General features: G+C 62.6%; 20 protein-coding genes and 1 other RNA gene. 12 read left to right on the top strand and 9 right to left on the bottom strand.

The window, feature by feature from the left end:
* Nucleotides 1-70: 70 nt before the first annotated feature.
* Together dnaJ and CO670_RS09430 are read left to right on the top strand one after the other, a co-directional pair.
* A complete protein-coding gene (gene dnaJ, locus CO670_RS09435) occupies nucleotides 71-1,198 on the top strand; it encodes a molecular chaperone DnaJ (RefSeq protein WP_088676427.1) in 1,128 nt (375 codons plus the stop codon).
* A gap of 299 nt (nucleotides 1,199-1,497) precedes the next feature.
* Nucleotides 1,498-1,698: a hypothetical protein gene (locus tag CO670_RS09430; RefSeq protein ID WP_088676426.1), complete on the top strand. Its 201-nt coding sequence runs from the start codon at nucleotides 1,498-1,500 to the stop codon at nucleotides 1,696-1,698.
* 222 nt (nucleotides 1,699-1,920) lie between these two features.
* Here the strand turns inward: CO670_RS09430 and CO670_RS09425 are convergent, their stop codons facing one another.
* Entirely contained in the window at nucleotides 1,921-2,286 is a 366-nt protein-coding gene (locus CO670_RS09425) for a helix-turn-helix transcriptional regulator (RefSeq protein ID WP_097589997.1), read from the bottom strand.
* Nucleotides 2,287-2,666: 380 nt separating this feature from the next.
* Here CO670_RS09425 and recF point away from each other — a divergent pair, with 380 nt between their 5' ends.
* The 3 genes from recF to CO670_RS09410 are packed head-to-tail and all read left to right on the top strand — an operon-like array spanning nucleotide 2,667 to nucleotide 5,091.
* Nucleotides 2,667-3,791 carry a DNA replication/repair protein RecF gene (gene recF, locus CO670_RS09420; RefSeq protein WP_097589996.1) on the top strand — a complete coding sequence of 375 codons (1,125 nt, stop codon included), beginning with the start codon at nucleotides 2,667-2,669 and terminating at the stop codon, nucleotides 3,789-3,791.
* Nucleotides 3,788-4,606 carry a molybdopterin-synthase adenylyltransferase MoeB gene (locus tag CO670_RS09415; protein ID WP_097589995.1) on the top strand — a complete coding sequence of 273 codons (819 nt, stop codon included), beginning with the start codon at nucleotides 3,788-3,790 and terminating at the stop codon, nucleotides 4,604-4,606. Before recF ends, CO670_RS09415 begins: the two co-directional genes overlap by 4 nt.
* The gene (locus CO670_RS09410) at nucleotides 4,603-5,091 is read left to right on the top strand and encodes a GNAT family N-acetyltransferase (RefSeq protein WP_097589994.1); all 489 of its coding nucleotides are present in this window, start codon (nucleotides 4,603-4,605) and stop codon (nucleotides 5,089-5,091) included. The genes CO670_RS09415 and CO670_RS09410 overlap by 4 nt, the downstream gene beginning before the upstream one ends.
* Before the next feature lie 21 nt (nucleotides 5,092-5,112).
* On the opposite strand, the gene CO670_RS09405 is transcribed toward CO670_RS09410, so the two are convergent.
* A complete protein-coding gene (locus CO670_RS09405) occupies nucleotides 5,113-6,114 on the bottom strand; it encodes a D-glycerate dehydrogenase (RefSeq protein WP_088686621.1) in 1,002 nt (333 codons plus the stop codon).
* Between the two features lie 186 nt (nucleotides 6,115-6,300).
* On the opposite strand from CO670_RS09405, the gene CO670_RS09400 reads away from it, so the two are divergent.
* Nucleotides 6,301-6,840 carry an SH3 domain-containing protein gene (locus CO670_RS09400; protein WP_088676420.1) on the top strand — a complete coding sequence of 180 codons (540 nt, stop codon included), beginning with the start codon at nucleotides 6,301-6,303 and terminating at the stop codon, nucleotides 6,838-6,840.
* Here the strand turns inward: CO670_RS09400 and CO670_RS09395 are convergent.
* The gene (locus CO670_RS09395; protein WP_097589993.1) at nucleotides 6,833-7,825 is read right to left on the bottom strand and encodes an adenosine kinase; all 993 of its coding nucleotides are present in this window, start codon (nucleotides 7,823-7,825) and stop codon (nucleotides 6,833-6,835) included. The genes CO670_RS09400 and CO670_RS09395 overlap by 8 nt on opposite strands.
* A 417-nt stretch (nucleotides 7,826-8,242) precedes the next feature.
* On the opposite strand from CO670_RS09395, the gene CO670_RS09390 reads away from it, so the two are divergent.
* A complete protein-coding gene (locus tag CO670_RS09390; protein WP_097589992.1) occupies nucleotides 8,243-9,190 on the top strand; it encodes an AEC family transporter in 948 nt (315 codons plus the stop codon).
* A 69-nt stretch (nucleotides 9,191-9,259) separates the two neighbouring features.
* On the opposite strand, the gene CO670_RS09385 is transcribed toward CO670_RS09390, so the two are convergent.
* Nucleotides 9,260-9,823, bottom strand: a complete 564-nt coding sequence (locus CO670_RS09385) for a cytochrome c family protein (protein ID WP_088676417.1) — start codon at nucleotides 9,821-9,823, stop codon at nucleotides 9,260-9,262.
* 154 nt (nucleotides 9,824-9,977) lie between these two features.
* Here CO670_RS09385 and CO670_RS09380 point away from each other — a divergent pair, with 154 nt between their 5' ends.
* Both CO670_RS09380 and CO670_RS09375 read left to right on the top strand, forming a co-directional pair.
* A complete protein-coding gene (locus tag CO670_RS09380) occupies nucleotides 9,978-10,733 on the top strand; it encodes a 3-deoxy-manno-octulosonate cytidylyltransferase (protein WP_097589991.1) in 756 nt (251 codons plus the stop codon).
* 124 nt (nucleotides 10,734-10,857) lie between these two features.
* Nucleotides 10,858-11,712: a prephenate dehydratase gene (locus CO670_RS09375; RefSeq protein ID WP_097589990.1), complete on the top strand. Its 855-nt coding sequence runs from the start codon at nucleotides 10,858-10,860 to the stop codon at nucleotides 11,710-11,712.
* A gap of 23 nt (nucleotides 11,713-11,735) precedes the next feature.
* Here CO670_RS09375 and CO670_RS09370 read toward each other — a convergent pair whose 3' ends face one another.
* The 5 genes from CO670_RS09370 to CO670_RS09350 form a co-directional block, all read right to left on the bottom strand.
* Nucleotides 11,736-12,104, bottom strand: coding sequence for a VOC family protein (locus CO670_RS09370; RefSeq protein ID WP_097589989.1), 369 nt, complete (start codon nucleotides 12,102-12,104; stop codon nucleotides 11,736-11,738).
* Between the two features lie 133 nt (nucleotides 12,105-12,237).
* Nucleotides 12,238-12,498: a hypothetical protein gene (locus tag CO670_RS09365; protein ID WP_097589988.1), complete on the bottom strand. Its 261-nt coding sequence runs from the start codon at nucleotides 12,496-12,498 to the stop codon at nucleotides 12,238-12,240.
* A 72-nt stretch (nucleotides 12,499-12,570) separates the two neighbouring features.
* Nucleotides 12,571-13,266, bottom strand: coding sequence for a YafY family protein (locus CO670_RS09360; protein WP_097589987.1), 696 nt, complete (start codon nucleotides 13,264-13,266; stop codon nucleotides 12,571-12,573).
* Nucleotides 13,267-13,270: 4 nt separating this feature from the next.
* Nucleotides 13,271-14,230: an NAD(+) diphosphatase gene (gene nudC, locus CO670_RS09355; protein ID WP_097589986.1), complete on the bottom strand. Its 960-nt coding sequence runs from the start codon at nucleotides 14,228-14,230 to the stop codon at nucleotides 13,271-13,273.
* The gene (locus tag CO670_RS09350; RefSeq protein ID WP_097590150.1) at nucleotides 14,227-14,637 is read right to left on the bottom strand and encodes an HIT family protein; all 411 of its coding nucleotides are present in this window, start codon (nucleotides 14,635-14,637) and stop codon (nucleotides 14,227-14,229) included. Before CO670_RS09350 ends, nudC begins: the two co-directional genes overlap by 4 nt.
* A gap of 88 nt (nucleotides 14,638-14,725) precedes the next feature.
* Here CO670_RS09350 and ffs point away from each other — a divergent pair.
* The 3 genes from ffs (at nucleotide 14,726) to CO670_RS09335 (ending at nucleotide 17,082) form a co-directional block, all read left to right on the top strand.
* Nucleotides 14,726-14,822: signal recognition particle sRNA small type (gene ffs / locus CO670_RS09345), an RNA gene on the top strand.
* A 42-nt stretch (nucleotides 14,823-14,864) separates the two neighbouring features.
* Nucleotides 14,865-16,736, top strand: coding sequence for a DNA polymerase III subunit gamma/tau (locus CO670_RS09340; protein ID WP_097589985.1), 1,872 nt, complete (start codon nucleotides 14,865-14,867; stop codon nucleotides 16,734-16,736).
* Between the two features lie 22 nt (nucleotides 16,737-16,758).
* Nucleotides 16,759-17,082 (top strand): YbaB/EbfC family nucleoid-associated protein, encoded by a 324-nt coding sequence (locus tag CO670_RS09335; protein ID WP_003571208.1) that lies wholly within the window; start codon nucleotides 16,759-16,761, stop codon nucleotides 17,080-17,082.
* Nucleotides 17,083-17,113 lie beyond the last annotated feature (31 nt).

Below are 17,113 nucleotides of genomic sequence, written 5' to 3'. Positions count from 1 at the left end.
TTATGCTTCAACACCTGATCCGGCTGCTCACCATGGCAGCCGGAAATCCATTTCCGGGGTTTAATCCTTAATGGCAAAAGCGGACTTTTACGAAACTCTGGGTGTAGCCAAGTCGGCGGACGAGAAAGAGCTGAAAAGCGCCTTCCGAAAACTGGCGATGAAATACCATCCGGACAAGAACCCGGATGACAAGGACGCCGAGCGGAAGTTCAAGGAAATCAACGAAGCCTATGAGATGCTCAAGGACCCGCAGAAGCGGGCGGCCTATGATCGCTACGGCCATGCGGCCTTCGAGCATGGCGGCATGGGCGGCGGTGGCGGCGGATTTGCCGGCGGCGGCTTCTCGGACATTTTCGAGGATATTTTCGGCGAGATGATGGGCGGCGGACGCGCGCGCCAGCGCTCGTCGGGCGGGCGCGAACGCGGCGCCGATCTTCGCTACAACATGGAAATCACGCTGGAAGAGGCCTTCTCCGGCAAGACGGCGCAGATCCGCGTGCCGACGTCGATCACCTGCGACGTCTGTTCGGGTTCGGGCGCCAAGCCCGGCACGCAGCCGAAGAACTGCGGCACCTGCCAGGGGACGGGGCGCGTGCGCGCCGCGCAGGGCTTCTTCTCGATCGAGCGGACCTGCCCGACCTGCCATGGCCGCGGCCAGATCATTCCCGATCCCTGCCAGAAGTGCCACGGCCAGGGCCGGGTGACGGAAGAGCGTTCGCTCTCGGTCAATATTCCCTCGGGCATCGAGGACGGCACACGCATTCGCCTGCAGGGCGAGGGTGAAGCCGGCACCCGCGGCGGGCCGGCGGGCGACCTCTATATCTTCCTGTCGGTGAAGCCGCACGAGTTCTACCAGCGCGACGGAGCCGATCTCTATTGCGCCGTCCCGATCTCGATGACGACGGCCGCACTCGGCGGTACTTTCGACGTGGCGACGCTCGACGGCACGAAGTCGCGCGTGACGGTTCCCGAGGGCACGCAGGCCGGCAAACAGTTCCGTCTCAAGAGCAAGGGCATGCCGGTGCTGCGTTCGGCGCAGACGGGCGACCTCTACATCCAGATCCAGATCGAGACGCCGCAAAAGCTGACCAAGCGCCAGCGCGAGCTGCTGCAGGAATTCGAGCAGATTTCCTCCAAGGAGAACAATCCCGAATCGACGGGCTTCTTTGCCCGGATGAAGGAATTCTTCGAAGGCTGAGGCTCCGATCGATACGCAATCGCAAAAGCCGGGGATGGAAACGTCTCCGGCTTTTTTTCGGGCAAGTCCCGATTTGGGACATCTGTTCCAGATCGATACGGCGTTCAATCGGAAAAGAAACTGCATTAACGCAGCCGGATGATGCCGCTTGCAAGTTTTCCAAATGACTTCAATCTTTGCCGTCAGCGCATAATCAGGAGATCGGCACCGATACCGGGAGGATGATGCGCAATTAACATGACACAGCGTTCTCAGCGCGCCCCATCGGACGCGGGACCACGGAAGCAAGAGTATCTATCATGGCGCCAGCCTTTTCCTCTCAGTCCGAAGACATCGACGTTCTCGCCGGCGCCATCTACACATGGTGTGCCGAACGCAACATCAAGCTTCGCAGCCAGCAGGGCCTTTCCATCGCCAGCATGGCGATCGACCTCTATCATGCCGGCCACCAGACGCAGGACGATCTGCTGACGGCGCTGCACGGATGCGAGATTCACTAAAGCATGCAGCGATCTTTCGGATCGCTTCGCGCGCTTCAGGTCTATTTTCCTCGCACATCGTTGTCGCAAGACCGCTGCCCCTTCGCACGCCGTCGCCCCAGACGCTCCGCTCTTTAGGTGATGTGGGTCTGCCTCGCGATTGCGCCGCAGACGTGCAAATGTCCCGGCGCGGCCCCTCCATTTCTTGGAGAGGTCCTGTCTTTCCCAGCGTAAAGCTGCCGCTCAGGCGGCGCTGTCTACCGCTTCGCCGGTCATGAGCGTGAGAATGGTCTTGACCGCTTCCTTGCCGGCGGCGGAGCTCAGCTTGTCGTAGCTCAGGGCAAGCGCATAGGCGTCAGGGCTGAGTTCGATCCGGCTGCCGAATTCCGATATGCCCGTTCCCTCGAAGAGAGCGGAGATCTCGACACCGAGAAAAACCGCGATCTGGTGCAGCTTGCTGGCGGAAACGCGGTTTGTTCCCTTTTCATATTTCTGGATCTGCTGGAAAGTCAGTCCGAGTGCTTCACCAAGTTCGAGCTGGGAAACACGGCGAAGGGCGCGAAGCTGTCTGATGTTGCGACCAACGATAATATCAACCGGATCCGGCACTTCACCACTCTCTTTACATAAACGCTTTGTTCACCATATCGTTTCTGCGGGATAACTCAACCCGAAAGTTGCAAATTTCAACCGACTTTTTCTGGACTTTACGTTACGTCAGTCGATTCGGAGAAATGCGTCAAAGCCCCTGATATCAAGGCGCGCAAGCCGCAGCTATCGCTGCAGGCGGCACGGCCTGAGGTCGCCAGCCATGGCCTCACAGGTTGTATTTTTCTTAACCTTGGGAACGCTGCCCCGTTCTGTCGCCGCCCGTTGCGGCGGTGATTTTCGCCAGCGCCAACAGGAGGTTACGATAGCAAAGAAGCGGCGAGCCTTGCCATCGGCGCCGCTTCGGCTTAGCTGTCACGCTTAACGATTCCGGACATCCGATGCCGCACAAGGTTTTCCTTTCCCGCCTGAAGCTGAGCGACTTCCGCAATTATGCGGCGGCAACGCTTGCCCTCGACGGCCGGCACGTGGTGCTGACGGGAGACAATGGCGCCGGCAAGACCAACCTGATGGAGGCGGTCTCGCTGCTTTCGCCCGGCCGCGGCCTCAGGCGCGCGGCCTATGGCGATATTACCCGCGTCGGCGCAGCCGGCGGTTTTTCGATCTTCGCCGCGCTCGATGGCATGGAGGGTGAAGTCGAGATCGGCACCGGCATCGAAACCGGCGAGGACACCACCACCCGCAGGCTGCGCATCAACGGCACGCCGGCGAGGACGGCCGACGAATTGACCGATCACCTGCGCCTTCTCTGGCTGACCCCGGCGATGGACGGCCTCTTTACCGGCGCCTCCTCCGACCGGCGGCGCTTTCTCGACAGGCTGGTGCTGTCGCTCGATCCCGCCCATGGCCGCCGCGCCAGCGATTTCGAGCGTGCCATGCGCAGCCGCAACAAATTGCTCGACGAAGGCCGCTTCGATCCGTCCTGGCTCACCGGCATCGAGGAGCAGATGGCAAGCCTCGGCATCGCCATGGCGCTCGCCCGGCAGGAGATGCTCGGCCTGCTCGCCCGGCTGATCGAGGAAACGCGCGAGACGTCTCCCTTTCCCTCTGCGTCCCTGCAGCTCTCCGGCTTCATGGACGGCCAATTCTCGCGCCCTTCGGTCGACCTCGAGGACGACTACGCGGCGATACTCGCCGAGAGCCGCTACCGCGATGCCGGCGCGGGGCGCACGCTGGAGGGGCCACACCGGGCCGACCTCATCGTGCACCATCGCGAAAAAGCGATGGAGGCCGAACGCTGCTCCACCGGCGAGCAGAAGGCGCTGCTCGTCGGCCTGGTGCTTGCGCACGCCCGGCTCGTCGGCAATCTCACCGGCCACGCGCCGATCCTGCTGCTCGACGAGATCGCAGCGCATCTCGACGAGGGCCGCCGCGCCGCGCTGTTCGACCTCATCGACGGGCTCGGCGGCCAGGCTTTCATGACCGGCACGGATCGCGCGATGTTCTCCGCACTCGGTGATCGGGCGCAGGTCTTCACGGTGGCCGACGGCAAGGTGTTCGAATGACGGAGGCGGCTTTTCCCGACGTCGGGCGCCATGATACGATCGGCGCCATGGAACCGCTCAGCACCGATGAAATCGCCCGTTATCACCGCCACATCCTGCTCCCCGAAATCGGCGGCGCAGGCCAGCAGAAGCTGAAAGCCGCCCGCGTGCTCGTGATCGGCGCCGGCGGCCTCGGTGCGCCGATCCTGCAATATCTGGCCGCGGCCGGCGTCGGCACGCTCGGAATCGTCGACGACGACAGGGTTTCCCTTTCGAACCTGCAGCGCCAGGTGATCCATGATTCCGGTACGATCGGCGAGCTGAAGACGGAAAGCGCCGCCTTGGCGATCACAAGGCTCAACCCGCATATCCGGCTGATCCGTTTCGAGGAGCGCTTCTCTCAGGAGACTGCCCGCCGTCATTTGTCCGGCTTCGATCTCCTGATCGACGGCTCCGACAATTTCGACACGCGTTATGCCGCGGCCGACGCGGCGGAAGAAGCGCGCATCCCGCTCGTCACCGGCGCGGTCGGACGTTTCGACGGTTCGCTGACGGTTCTGAAACCCTATGAGACAGCCGAGGACGGGACGCCCAACCCCCGATATCGCGACCTGTTTCCCGAGGCCCCGCCGCCGGGGCTCATCCCTGCCTGCTCCGAGGCCGGCATCATCGGCGCACTCACCGGCGTCATCGGCACGATGATGGCGATGGAGGCGATCAAGCTCGTCACCGGCGCCGGCGAACCGCTGATCGGGCGGCTGCTGCTTTACGACGCCCTCTCGGCACGGTTCGAGACCGTGCGCTACAGGCGCCGCCGCGCAAGGCCGGCGCAATGACGATCATCCGCCTCGATGCCAGCTTCACGCGCTGGGACGAACTGCTCGCCCTCATCCTGACCGCCTTCGCCTCGATGAACGGCAGGATCGATCCACCATCGTCGGCGCTCAGCCTGACGGCCGAAGCGCTGGCAGCGAAGGCCGAAGCCGAGATCGGTCATGTCGCGATCGATAACGGCAGGCTGACCGGCTGCCTCTTCCTGCGGCCGGAAGCCGATTGCCTTTATGTCGGCAAGCTCGCCGTTCTCCCTTCGGCGCAAGGCAAGGGCCTCGGGCGGCGATTGCTTGATATCGCCGAGGAGACGGCCTCAGCGCTCGGCCTTCCCGCCTTGCGGCTGGAGACACGCATCGAGCTTACCGACAATCACGCCGTCTTTGCCGCCTGGGGCTTTTCCAGAACCGCCGAGAAGGCCCATCCCGGTTTTGCCAGGACGACCTTCATCGAGATGCGCAAGGTCCTTGCGCCCCAAATCAACCCCGCCTGATCGAGCTCGAAGGGGCGTCTTTCAACGGCCGGGCAGCACCCTGTTCGGCGGCCGATGGCCGTCGATGAAGGTGCGGATATTGATGATGACCTTGTCGCCCATGTCGACCCGGCCTTCGATCGTCGCCGAACTCATATGCGGCAGCAGTACCACCTTGCCCTCATTGGCGAGCTTGACGAGCTTCGGGTTGACGGCGGGTTCGTTTTCGAACACGTCGAGGCCGGCGCCGGCGATCTTGCCTTCCCTCAGGCACTTGATCAACGCGGCTTCATCGACCACGTCGCCGCGGGCGGTGTTGACGAGATAGGCGGTCGGCTGCAGCAGCGCCAGGCGGCGCGCCGAGAGCAGATGGAAAGTCGCCGGCGTCGAGGGGCAGTTGATGGATACGATGTCGACGCGGGCAAGCATCTGGTCGAGGCTTTCCCAATAGGTCGCCTCGAGTTCGTCCTCGACGGCCGGATTGGCGCGCTTGCGGTTGTGATAGTGGATCGAAAGACCGAAAGCCTTGGCGCGCCGCGCGACCGCCGTGCCGATGCGGCCCATGCCGACGATGCCGATACGCTTGCCGTGGATGCGCCGACCGAGCATCCAGGTGGGAGACCAGCCGGCCCATTCGCCGGGCTTGTCGGTCAATACGCGTGCGCCTTCGCCGAGCCGTCTCGGCACCGCGAGAATGAGCGCCATCGTCATGTCGGCCGTGTCCTCGGTCAGCACGTTCGGCGTGTTGGTGACGGTGATGCCTTTGCGCGCCGCCGCCTCGACATCGATATGGTCGGTGCCGTTGGAGAAGCTCGCAATCAGCTTCATCTGCGGCCCGGCCTCTTCGATCAGCGCCGCATCGATGCGATCGGTGACGGTCGGCACCAGCACGTCGGCGGTCCTGACGGCGGCGATCAGCTCGGGAACGGAACGCGGCGTGTCGTCGATGTTGAGCTCGGCGTCGAAGAGTTCCCGCATGCGGGTTTCGACGGCATCCGGCAGCTTGCGGGTGATGTAGACCTTCGGTTTTTTCTTCGCTGTCATGGCTGCCTGTCGTGCCTTGTTCAGAGGTCTTTAACCAAGAGGGGTGATAATTTTCCCATTCCGGGCATTTTCTACCAGACCCGCACGCGAAGACAAACAAAACTCGTGGTGCAGCCGGGGAATGTCAGTGCCCGGCCAGCGAGCAGGCAGGGCCTGGCCCGCAGATTCGAGCAAACGGAAGCTTCCATGCGCAGCAAAGTCCTGAAGTCCTGCCTCGCCCTCGCGATCGGTCTGGCCGCATCCCTGGGAACTGTTGAATTTGCCCATGCGCAGGCGGCCAAGGGGCCGAGCGGACTGCCGTTGCCGCGTTTCGTGACGCTGAAATCCAAACGCGTCAATCTGCGCATCGGTCCGGGAACGGATTACGCCGTTTCGTGGATGTACCTGAAATCCGGGCTGCCTGTGGAAATCATTCAGGAATATGACAACTGGCGGCGCATCCGCGATGCCGACGGCACCGAAGGCTGGGTCAACCAGTCGCTGCTGTCAGGCCAGCGCGCCGCAATCGCCGCGCCGTGGATGAAGACGAAGGGCAAGGGCGTCTACGTCAATCTGCGCCGCGAGGCGCTGCCTTCCGCCTCGGTCGTCGCCAAGCTGGAACCCGGCGTGATGCTGACGATCGGCGAATGCACCGGCGACTGGTGCCGCGCCGAAACCGACGGCGCCTCCGGTTGGGTGGCGCAGTCGGAGATCTGGGGCGCCTATCCCGGCGAAGCCTTCAAATAAGCCCAGCCCGCTTGGCGGCGTCGGACAGCGAGGTCATCGGGCGCGGACCGATCTGCTGGATGACGATGCCGGCCGCCAGGCAACCGAGCTTACCGCAATCTTCCAGCGACCGTCCCTGCGTATAGCCATAGAGGAAGCCGGAGGCGAAGAGATCGCCGGCACCCGTCGTGTCCACGACTTCCTTGATCCTGATCGCATCGACATAATAGCGCTCGCGGCCCTTCAGGATGACGGCACCGTTCTCGCTCATCGTCACCGCAGCGATCTTGCAGTCTGCGGCGATCTTGTTCAGCGCCTCTTCGAAATCTTCGGTCTGGTAAAGCGACAGCGCTTCATGGCGATTGGCGAAGACGATATCGACCTTGCCGGAACGCATCAGATCGAGGAACTCGCCGCGATAGCGGTCGACGCAGAAGCTGTCGGAAAGCGTCATCGACATTTCGCGGCCGTTCTCATGGGCGATACGGGCGCAATCGAGAATGGCTTCCTTGGCGCGCGGCGGATCCCAGAGATAACCTTCGAAATAGGTGACCTTGGCGTCGGCCACGACATCGGCCTCGACGTCCTCCGGGCCGAGTTCGACGCAGGCGCCGAGATAGGTATTCATCGAGCGTTCGCCGTCCTCAGTGACGAAGATCATCGAACGCGCCGTCGGCGGGAAGGTACCCTTCGGCTTCGTCTGATAGTGGACGCCCTGGGCGCGGATATCGTGCGTGAAGATGTCGCCGAGCTGATCTGCGGCGACATTGCCGAAATAGGCGGCCTTGCCGCCGAGGTTCGCGACGCCCGCCGCCGTGTTGCCGGCGCTGCCGCCGGAGGCTTCGAGGGCCGGCCCCATGCGCGAATACAAGAGTTCGGCGCGCTCGGCATCGATGAGATTCATCGCCGCCTTGGTGATCTGGTTGTCAATGAGGAACTGGTCGTTGCAACGGGCAATGATATCCACGATTGCGTTGCCGACTGTCAGAACATCGAATCTGGTCATGAAATGGGGAGTCCCGGATTTGTGATAGCCGGGGTTCGGTCTTAGCGAAATTTCCGCGGTTTGGAAGGATAAATGGTGAATGGCGCAGCTATTTCTTCGCAAAAGTGCCGCTTATTCGTCATGCCCCTGTCATCTTCGAAATCTAGAAATACTCGCAAGAAGACCGGCATGAGCAGCTTTCGGTTGCAGCCGGGCGCGTAAGGGATGATCCCTTCGATCTTACCGGCGCGACGCTGACCACGGATGAACTGGCAGCTTCGTGATTCGGATATCCGGCAGGGCCGGAGCGGAAAAGCGGGCTGAGCCCGCTTTTTTTGCTTTGCGGACGGCTCTGTTGGCGATCGGGCGGCCTTTGCCTTTTCAATCCGGGCGGTTTGCTGTTAGAGGTGGGACCTCCCGCGCAAAGCAGCCTTTCCCATGTCAGCCATCATTCTCGACGTCCTTCCCATCTTCATCCTGATTCTCATCGGCTGGGTGATCGTCCGCAGCGGATTGATGGCATCGAATGTCGGCGAAGCGCTCAGCGAATTCGTCTTCAAGATCGCCGTGCCGCTCTTACTCTTCCGCACGATTGCCGAGGCGGATTTTCACGGCGCCTCGCCGTTCCGGCTCTGGATCGTCTATTTCTCCGGCGTCGCCATCACTTGGGCGGCCGGTCATATCGCCGCCACGCGCCTCTTCGGCCGTGACGAACGGATCGGCGTGCTCGCCGGCGTGTCCTCGGCCTTCGCCAACAATGTCTTCATCGGACTGCCGCTCGTCGAGCGCACCGTCGGCGACGAGGGGTTGGTGGCGCTGTCGATCCTGCTCGCCGTACATCTGCCGGTCATGATGGTCGCCGGCACCGTTCTGATGGAGCATGCCGAGCGAAAGATCGCCGGCAAAAGCGACCGCAGCATGCTGTTCGTGCTGCGCCAGATTGCCGTCAATCTCGTCCGCAATCCGCTGGTGATCGGGCTTGCGGCCGGCATGGCCATGCACCTTTCCGGCCTGACCATGACCGCGGCGCTGGCGACGGTCGTCAACCAGATCGCCGGCATTGCCGGCCCGGCGGCGCTGATCTCGCTCGGCATGGCATTGGAAAAATACGGCGTATCCGGCAATCTCGGCATCGCCAGCGTCACCTCGGCCTGCAAGCTGCTGCTGCTGCCGGGCTGCGTCTGGGCGGCAAGCCATCTCCTCGGCCTCAGCCCCGAATGGACGGCGGCGATCGTGCTGACCTCATCGGTGCCAACAGGCGTCAACGCCTGGCTGATCGCCAATCGCTTCGGCGTTGGGCATAGCCTCGCCGCCTCGACGATCTCGGTCACGACGGCGCTCGGCGCCATCACCGTCTCGCTCTGGGCCTATTTCCTCGGCGCCTGAACCTGCTCCCGGAACGAAGAAAGCCCGGCTTGCGGCCGGGCTTCGATTTTCAGGCGATTGCGCTTCGCTTTACTGCGTAGCCGTGTTCGGATCCGGCAGCGGCACCGGCGAATCGGCCAGCGTATGCAGATAAAGGATGACGTTGGCGCGATCCTGGTCCTTCGGGAGACCGGCAAAGCCCATCGCGGTGCCGGGAACGTCCTTCTTCGGCGCCAGGAGGAACTTGTTGAGGAATTCGAAGCTCCACTTTTCGCTGCTGCCCTTGGAGAAATCCTTCATGGCGGCGGAATAGGCGAAGCCTTCATGCGAGGCGATCGGGCGATCTACGACACCAAAGAGGTTAGGACCGACTTTGTTCGGCCCCCCTTTGGTGGCGTCATGACAGGCCTGACACTTCTTGAAGACCACTTCACCGGCCTTGGCATCTGCAGAAGCGAGCAATTGCGCGATCGGAACGGCAGCGGCCGGCGCGGCTTCGCCACCGGCGGCCGGCGCCTCTTCGGCAACGATCGCGAAACCTTCCTTCTCCGGCGCTTCGGAATGGAAGATCCCCTCGGACGCGATCGAGACCGACATCAGAACGAAAATCGTTCCGAGCAGTGCCCCCACGGCCGTATTGACGTATGAATTCATCTGCAATGCTCCCCTTGCAGCCGGCAGACCATAAACCGGACCATCTTGAAATCGCGCGGAACCTATGTCTTTTGGCTGATCGTTGCAACTGTCTAAATGGTCTTGCGTGTGAGACTTTTTGACACTTTTCAGCCCGGAATAGAAGGCCCGAACCATGAGTGATTCAAATTTAGACGAGGTGCTCGTATTGATCCCGGCGCGGATGGCCTCCACTCGGCTTCCGGGCAAGCCGCTTGCCGATATTTGCGGCCTGCCGATGATCGTGCAGGTGGCGATGCGTGCGAAGGAGGCGGCCATCGGCCGCGTGGTCGTCGCTGTCGACGACCACGAGGTGTTCGATACCATCGCCGCCGCCGGCTTCGAAGTCGTCATGACCAGCCAGGATCACCAATCGGGTTCCGACCGGATCTTCGAGGCGCTGCAGAAAGTCGATCCCGACGGAAGGGCGAAGATCATCGTCAACGTCCAGGGCGATCTGCCGACGATCGAGCCGGAAACCGTGCGGGCGGCTTTGCGTCCCCTCGAGAACCCGGCGGTCGATATCGGCACGCTGACGACCGAAATCGACAATGAGGAGGACAAGACCGCGCCGCACATCGTCAAGGTCGTCGGTTCGCCCGTTTCCGAGACCCGTCTGCACGCGCTCTATTTCACCCGCGCGACCGCGCCTTACGGAAAGGGGCCGCTCTACCACCATATCGGGCTCTACGCCTATCGCCGCGCGGCGCTCGAACGGTTCGTTTCGCTCGGCCCGTCAACGCTCGAAAAGCGCGAGGCGCTGGAGCAGCTGCGGGCGCTGGAGGCCGGCATGCGCATCGACGCCGAGATCGTTGACACGGTTCCGCTCGGTGTCGATACTCCCGGCGACCTCGAAAAGGCGCGGCGCATCCTCGCCGCCAGAACAGGATGATTTTAAGCTCAGTTGGCCTAAAATCTGAATCCTGTTCTCAATTAAAGAGTTAGAGCATGATGTCGTCCGAAAACCGCTCACACTTTTCGGCATCATGCTCTAAGTCGAACTGACGGAATCACCCATGAACATCAAGACCAACAGGATCGCCTTCCAGGGCGAATTCGGCGCCAATTCCGACATGGCCTGCCGCGACATGTATCCGACCATGGAGCCGCTGCCCTGCCAGACCTTCGAGGATGCATTTACGGCGGTCGACAACGGCGACGCCGACATTGCGATGATCCCGATCGAGAACACGATTGCCGGGCGCGTCGCCGACATCCACCATCTGCTGCCGGAATCGCGGCTGCACATCATCGGCGAATATTTCATGCCGATTCGCTTCCAGCTGATGGTGCTGCCCGGGGTCACCAAGGACGAGATCCGCACGGTGCACAGCCATATCCACGCGCTCGGACAGTGCCGCAAGATCGTGCGCGCCCATGGCTGGAAGCCTGTTATCGCCGGCGATACCGCAGGCGCGGCGAAACTCGTGAAGGAAACCGGCGATCGCTCGATGGCCGCGCTTGCCCCGCGTCTTGCAGCCGATCTCTACGGGCTGGAGATTGTCGCTGAAAATGTCGAGGATACGGAAAACAACGTCACCCGCTTCGTCATCCTGTCGCGGGACGAGGAATGGGCGCAGCGCAATTCGGCTGAAGAGAAGGTCGTCACCACTTTCGTCTTCAACGTCCGCAACATTCCGGCCGCGCTCTACAAGGCGCTCGGCGGCTTTGCCACCAACAACATCAACATGACGAAGCTCGAAAGCTACCAGCTCGGCGGAAAATTCGTAGCGACGCAGTTCTACGCCGATATCGAGGGCCACCCGAACGATCCGAACGTTCGCCGAGCGTTGGAGGAACTGCGGTTCTTCTCCGAGAAGGTGCGCATTCTCGGCGTCTATAAGGGGCATGCGATGCGAGGCCTGCTCTAAGCAGGCCCCGTCTATCCAGCATATTACTTATCCGGCTCACAGACGCGCAGGCGATGTCCGTCCGGATCGAGCACGACGAAGGTCGGGCCGAAATCCAGTTCCGTCAGTTCCTGGGCGATCGGCAGGCCGCGCTGGCGCCAGTCCTCATATTGCCTGGCAACGGCATTTTCTCCCGCGACCATGAAGGCCACCTCACCCCGGTTGCCGATGGCGGAGGGCTGCGGCTCGACCTTGCTGCGCCGCCAGAGGCCGAGCGTGAAGCCGCCATCCAGCGGGAAGGCGACGAAATTCGGCGCCTCCACGGCCGGTTCGCGGTTCAACAGGTTCCGGTAGAAGCTGGCGCTTTCGCCGGGTTCCTTGACGTAGAGGATAATCAGATTGGGGCTGGTCATTTCGGTTCTCCCGTTGCTGGTAATTGGGCACGGCGAGGAACGGCCTGCTGCCAATTTATGGCAGCAGGAGCTGAAGGCGCTGCTAAAGCAGCGCCCCGTTCTCGGCCGGCGATGTGGATGACGATCGGATGGTCTAGAGCGAAAAACGGCTCTGGCGGCGCGGACCGCGTCCATCCATGAAGCCAAGGTCGCGCTTGCGGCAATCCGGCGCCGCTTCCAGATCGAGGATGGTGTGATTTGCGCTGCGAATCCGAAAGATGTTCATGATTAGACGCCGAATACCGGAGTGCTCGGACTGCCCGACATCGGCGAAAGTTTCGGCCGAAATGACATCGGCAAAGGCGTCAACTGCAAAACGGTCGCTGGCTTGGCGGATGAGTGAAGACGTTGCCATGATCGGTACTCCTTCCCTGATGGATTGAGACTGATCATAACGCCAGCTGCTGACAGTTTATGGCAGCAGCATTCACCGCTCGATCGGCACGTCCTGCGTCTCGCGCCACTCCTTGAGAAGTGCGGTACGGCGGCGCGGATAACGCACCTCGTGCAGCGCCATGTCGATGATGCGATCGGTGCGGAAATGGCGGAAATCCTGGCGCAGCTCGCACCATGCCATGAGAACGCGCACATGCTCGAAATAGCCGAGCGCGAAAGGCCAGACGCGTCGCCTGGAGATCCGGCCCTGCTCGTCGCCGTAATGCAGTTCGAGAATGCGCTCCAGACGGATCGCCCGGCGGATGGCCGAGACATCCGCGCTATCCTCATCCCGGCGTTTGGGGCCGACGAAGAGAGCGGCCGAATCGATCATTTCGCGCATATCGGCCGGCAGAACGGCGGCGATCTTGGCCAGAGCATCGGCGCCGGCGCCGGCAAGGCGCGGCTCGGCGGCGCGGGCCACCCAGCGCGAGCCGAGCACCAGTGCCTCCAGCTCTTCCTCGGAAAACATCATCGGCGGCAGCATGAAGCCGGGCTTCAGCACATAGCCGATGCCGGCCTCGCCTTCGATCATCGCACCCTGGGCCTGCAGGCTGGCGATATCGCGATAGAGCGTGCGCAGGCTGACGCCGGTCTCCTGGGCAAGCACCGTTCCGGTCACCGGCCTGCGATAACGCCGAAGCGTCTGGAGCAGCGTCAGGAGCCGTTCCGAACGGGCGACGGGCATGGCACTAGCGCTTCCACTCCACCCAGTCGCGCATCAGGCGGTGGGCGATCGCCCCTTTCGGCGGCGAGGCCTTGCCATTGGCGCCTGGACGCTCGAGCATCTCGAGCGTTTCCTCGCGGGTGAACCAGCGGCAATCCTCCAATTCCGTCTCATCGCGCTTGATCTCTGTGGATTTCGCCTCGGCATAACAGCCGATCATCAGCGAATGCGGCATCGGCCAGGGCTGCGAGGCGTGGTAGCGGATACGGCCGGTGCGGATGCCGGATTCTTCCAGCGTTTCGCGGCGCACGGCGTTCTCGATGGTCTCGCCGGGTTCGACGAAGCCTGCGAGACAGGAATACATGCCGGGCGCGAAATGCGGGCTGCGGCCGAGCAGGCAGAGATCGCGGCTCTCGTCGATCGTCAGCATGATGACGACCGGATCGGTGCGGGGAAAGATCATATGCTCGCAGGCGGTGCAGACGCGCTTGTAGCCGCCGATATGGATCTCCATCGCCGAACCGCAGCGGCCGCAGAAGCGGTTGTCGCCGTTCCAGCGGATGAGGCTGGCGGCCTGGGCGAATTCGCCGAGCAGCACCTCGTCGATCAGCATCTCGCGAAACAGCGTGCGGCCGTCGGCGGGCTTGTACTGGCTGGCGAGATCCTCGACATCGATGCCGACGGGAACCGCGAGCCGCGGCTCACCTGTTTTGCGGTAGCCGAGAAGCACCGTCTCGTCCCAATCCGGCCGCAGTTCCTGCAGCTCGTAGCGGGCAAAGAGCGGATCGAGCACCTGCCCGTCATGCTTCAGCACCAGCTTGTCCCTGGCGAAGGCGAAGATATGCGTCCCTTCCCTCGCCAGCGCCCTTTCGACCGACTTCTCATCGCGATGCTCTGAATCACGATTGAGGTCGTTGGCGGCAAAGGCGGTGAGGTTGCTGGGTTCCGGATGCGGCACGTCCGAATCGAAAAGCGAATGACTCATGATGAAAGGGCTTCCCGCAGCTTCGCTATGAATTCGTCTCTCTTCCCATCCTCGTAGGGCTCAGCGCGCCCGAAGCCCCAGACAGGACCCGGCCAGTTGGCATCACCTTCGAAGCGGGCAATGACATGAACATGAAGCTGGCGGACGATATTGCCAAGAGCCCCGACATTGATTTTTGCAGCACCGGTGATCTCCTTCAGAGCCTTGGCGACCATGTCCGTCTCGAAGGCGAGCAGCACCTGGTCGAGCGGCGTCAACTCGAAAATTTCGGTGATGCCGGCGCGGCGCGGCACGAGAACGAGCCAGGGCCACCTGGCATCCCTCGACAATCTCAGATCACAGAGGCCTGTGACCATGATGCTGATGCTGTCTTTTTCCAGCCGGGGGTCGAGCTCGAAACCGTTCAAGGGCATTCCTCCTATCTTTTCCAAGGACTAGCAGTTTTTTATCATGTTGGCTTGCTTTTGATGACGATATTGCCGATATGTGCACTCGGGAGGTTGGTGGTGGACGAGCCACTCGCCAACCGGGTCAGGTCCGGAAGGAAGCAGCCCTAACGAGCCCGGCACGGGTCATCGTGCCAGCCTCCCACCTTCTCTTCCAAGAAGCCCGAGCTTCGGGCGCAAGCAGGGCGATGAGCGAGACCGAGCGACAGTCACAAGATGCCGCCTCGACGGGCACCGGATACCGGGTGCTGGCACGAAAATACCGCCCCAAGGATTTCACGGACCTGATGGTCGGCCAGGAGCCGATGGTCCGCACGCTCACCAACGCCTTCGAGACCGGCCGCATCGCGCAGGCCTACATGCTGACCGGCGTGCGCGGCGTCGGCAAGACGACGACGGCGCGCATCCTGGCGCGGGCGCTGAATTACAAGACAGCTGATATCGACAAGCCGACGATCGATCTGCGCGTGCCCGGCGAACATTGCCAGGCGATCATGGAAGGCCGCCATGTCGACGTGATCGAAATGGACGCCGCCTCGCATACCGGTATCGACGATATCAGAGAGATCATCGAGCAGGTGCGCTACCGGCCGGTTTCGGCGCGCTATAAAGTCTATATCATCGACGAAGTGCACATGCTTTCGACGCAGGCCTTCAACGGCCTGCTGAAGACGCTTGAAGAACCGCCGGAACATGTGAAGTTCATCTTCGCCACCACCGAAATCCGCAAGGTGCCGATCACCGTGCTGTCGCGCTGCCAGCGCTTCGACCTGCGTCGCATCAGCGCGTCGGATCTCGTCGGGCTGTTCACCACGATCGCGGCCAAGGAAGGCATCGAGGCGGAAGCGGACGCGCTGGCGATGATCGCGCGCGCGGCCGAAGGCTCGGCCCGCGACGGCCTGTCGCTGCTCGACCAGGCGATTGCCCATGGCGCCGGCGTGGTGCAGGCGGAAGCGGTGCGCGGCATGCTCGGCCTTGCCGACCGCGCCCGGATCGTCGATCTGTTCCAGCATATCGTCAAAGGCGACGTCGCCGCAGCACTCGGCGAATTCCAGGGCCAGTACGAGGCCGGCGCCAATCCCGTCGTGGTGCTCACCGATCTTGCCGATTTCACCCATCTGGTGACGCGGCTGAAATATGTGCCGGATGCGGCGAACGACCCCTCGCTCAGCGAAATCGAGCGCACCAAGGCCGCGGAATTCGCCAAGGGCGTAGCGGTCACGACGCTGTCGCGCATCTGGCAGATGCTGCTGAAGGGCATTCCCGAAACGGAAGGCTCGTCGCGCACGGCAGGGGCAGCCGAAATGGTGCTGATCCGGCTGGCGCATGCGGCCCATCTGCCGGCGCCCGAGGATGCGGCGCGCCGGCTTGCCGAATTTTCCGGCGACAATGGCGGTTCGCGCCCCTCCTCCCCGCCTTCCGGCAATGGTGGCGGCAGCGGAACGCGTGTTCCCTATCAGAGCAGTGTGGCGGCGCGCGCGGCCGAGCCGACACCGCGGCCGCAGCCCTCGGGGCCGACCGCCATGCTGCGGGCCGTGCCCAATCCGGAGCCGCAGACCATCGGCCGCACCGAGGCGAAGCCCGCAGAGGCTCCGAAGCCGCTCGTGCGCATCAATTCCATTGGCGATATCGTCGACCTCGCCGGCGAAAAGCGCGATGTCAAATTGAAGGCGCTGGTGCGCAACTTCGTGCGGCCGGTTCGTCTCGAGCCCGGCCGGCTTGATGTGAACCTCACCGAAGGCGCCCCGAACACGCTGCTCAACGAGCTCGCCGTCAAACTCAAGGAATGGACTGGAATCCACTGGATCGTCAGCACCAGCCGCGAGGAAGGCGGGCCGACGATGGTGGAAGCAGAGGCCAGGACGCGGGAACAGCACGTCATCGACGCGCGACAGGATCCCGACGTCGCGGCGATCCTGGCGCATTTCCCGGGCGCGAAAATCATCGACGTGCGCGTGCGGGCACCGACGCCGGAGGAAGAGGCGGACGAGGCGACACCGCCGGCCGCCGCCGAATCCGAGGAAGGCGACATCCTGCCGGGCGACGACATAGAATTCTAGCGTTTCAAGAAGGAGCGAGACGATGCGCGACATCATGGGCATGATGGGCAAAGTCAAGGAAATGCAGGCCAAGATGGAGCAGATGCAGGCGGAGATCGCCGAGCTCACCGCCGAAGGCAAGGCAGGCGGCGGCCTCGTCACCGTCATCATCTCCGGCAAGGGCGAGTTGAAGAGCCTGAAAATCGACCCGTCGCTCTTCAAGGAAGACGACGTCGAAATCCTCGAAGACCTGATCGTCGCCGCCCACAAGGACGCCAAGGACAAAGCCGAAGCCCTCGCCGCCGAAAAGACCAAGGCGCTGACCGCCGGCCTGCCGATTCCGCCCGGCTTCAAGCTGCCGTTCTGATAGCAGGCAATTCGATTTTTATTTTCACCTC

This window comes from Rhizobium sp. J15, assembly GCF_002531825.1.
Taxonomy (GTDB): Bacteria; Pseudomonadota; Alphaproteobacteria; order Rhizobiales; family Rhizobiaceae; genus Rhizobium.
The sequence above is the reverse complement of the archived record's forward strand: the minus strand, read 5'-3'. Positions and strand labels throughout refer to the sequence as shown.

Bases quoted from the DNA above. Each gene is read 5' to 3' on its own strand.
- dnaJ (WP_088676427.1), top strand. From the start codon at position 71: ATGGCAAAAGCGGACTTTTACGAAACTCTGGGTGTAGCCAAGTCGGCG.
- CO670_RS09430 (WP_088676426.1), top strand. From the start codon at position 1,498: ATGGCGCCAGCCTTTTCCTCTCAGTCCGAAGACATCGACGTTCTCGCC.
- recF (WP_097589996.1), top strand. From the start codon at position 2,667: ATGCCGCACAAGGTTTTCCTTTCCCGCCTGAAGCTGAGCGACTTCCGC.
- CO670_RS09415 (WP_097589995.1), top strand. From the start codon at position 3,788: ATGACGGAGGCGGCTTTTCCCGACGTCGGGCGCCATGATACGATCGGC.
- CO670_RS09410 (WP_097589994.1), top strand. From the start codon at position 4,603: ATGACGATCATCCGCCTCGATGCCAGCTTCACGCGCTGGGACGAACTG.
- CO670_RS09405 (WP_088686621.1), bottom strand. From the start codon at position 6,114: ATGACAGCGAAGAAAAAACCGAAGGTCTACATCACCCGCAAGCTGCCG.
- CO670_RS09400 (WP_088676420.1), top strand. From the start codon at position 6,301: ATGCGCAGCAAAGTCCTGAAGTCCTGCCTCGCCCTCGCGATCGGTCTG.
- CO670_RS09395 (WP_097589993.1), bottom strand. From the start codon at position 7,825: ATGACCAGATTCGATGTTCTGACAGTCGGCAACGCAATCGTGGATATC.
- CO670_RS09390 (WP_097589992.1), top strand. From the start codon at position 8,243: ATGTCAGCCATCATTCTCGACGTCCTTCCCATCTTCATCCTGATTCTC.
- CO670_RS09385 (WP_088676417.1), bottom strand. From the start codon at position 9,823: ATGAATTCATACGTCAATACGGCCGTGGGGGCACTGCTCGGAACGATT.
- CO670_RS09380 (WP_097589991.1), top strand. From the start codon at position 9,978: ATGAGTGATTCAAATTTAGACGAGGTGCTCGTATTGATCCCGGCGCGG.
- CO670_RS09375 (WP_097589990.1), top strand. From the start codon at position 10,858: ATGAACATCAAGACCAACAGGATCGCCTTCCAGGGCGAATTCGGCGCC.
- CO670_RS09370 (WP_097589989.1), bottom strand. From the start codon at position 12,104: ATGACCAGCCCCAATCTGATTATCCTCTACGTCAAGGAACCCGGCGAA.
- CO670_RS09365 (WP_097589988.1), bottom strand. From the start codon at position 12,498: ATGGCAACGTCTTCACTCATCCGCCAAGCCAGCGACCGTTTTGCAGTT.
- CO670_RS09360 (WP_097589987.1), bottom strand. From the start codon at position 13,266: ATGCCCGTCGCCCGTTCGGAACGGCTCCTGACGCTGCTCCAGACGCTT.
- nudC (WP_097589986.1), bottom strand. From the start codon at position 14,230: ATGAGTCATTCGCTTTTCGATTCGGACGTGCCGCATCCGGAACCCAGC.
- CO670_RS09340 (WP_097589985.1), top strand. From the start codon at position 14,865: ATGAGCGAGACCGAGCGACAGTCACAAGATGCCGCCTCGACGGGCACC.
- CO670_RS09335 (WP_003571208.1), top strand. From the start codon at position 16,759: ATGCGCGACATCATGGGCATGATGGGCAAAGTCAAGGAAATGCAGGCC.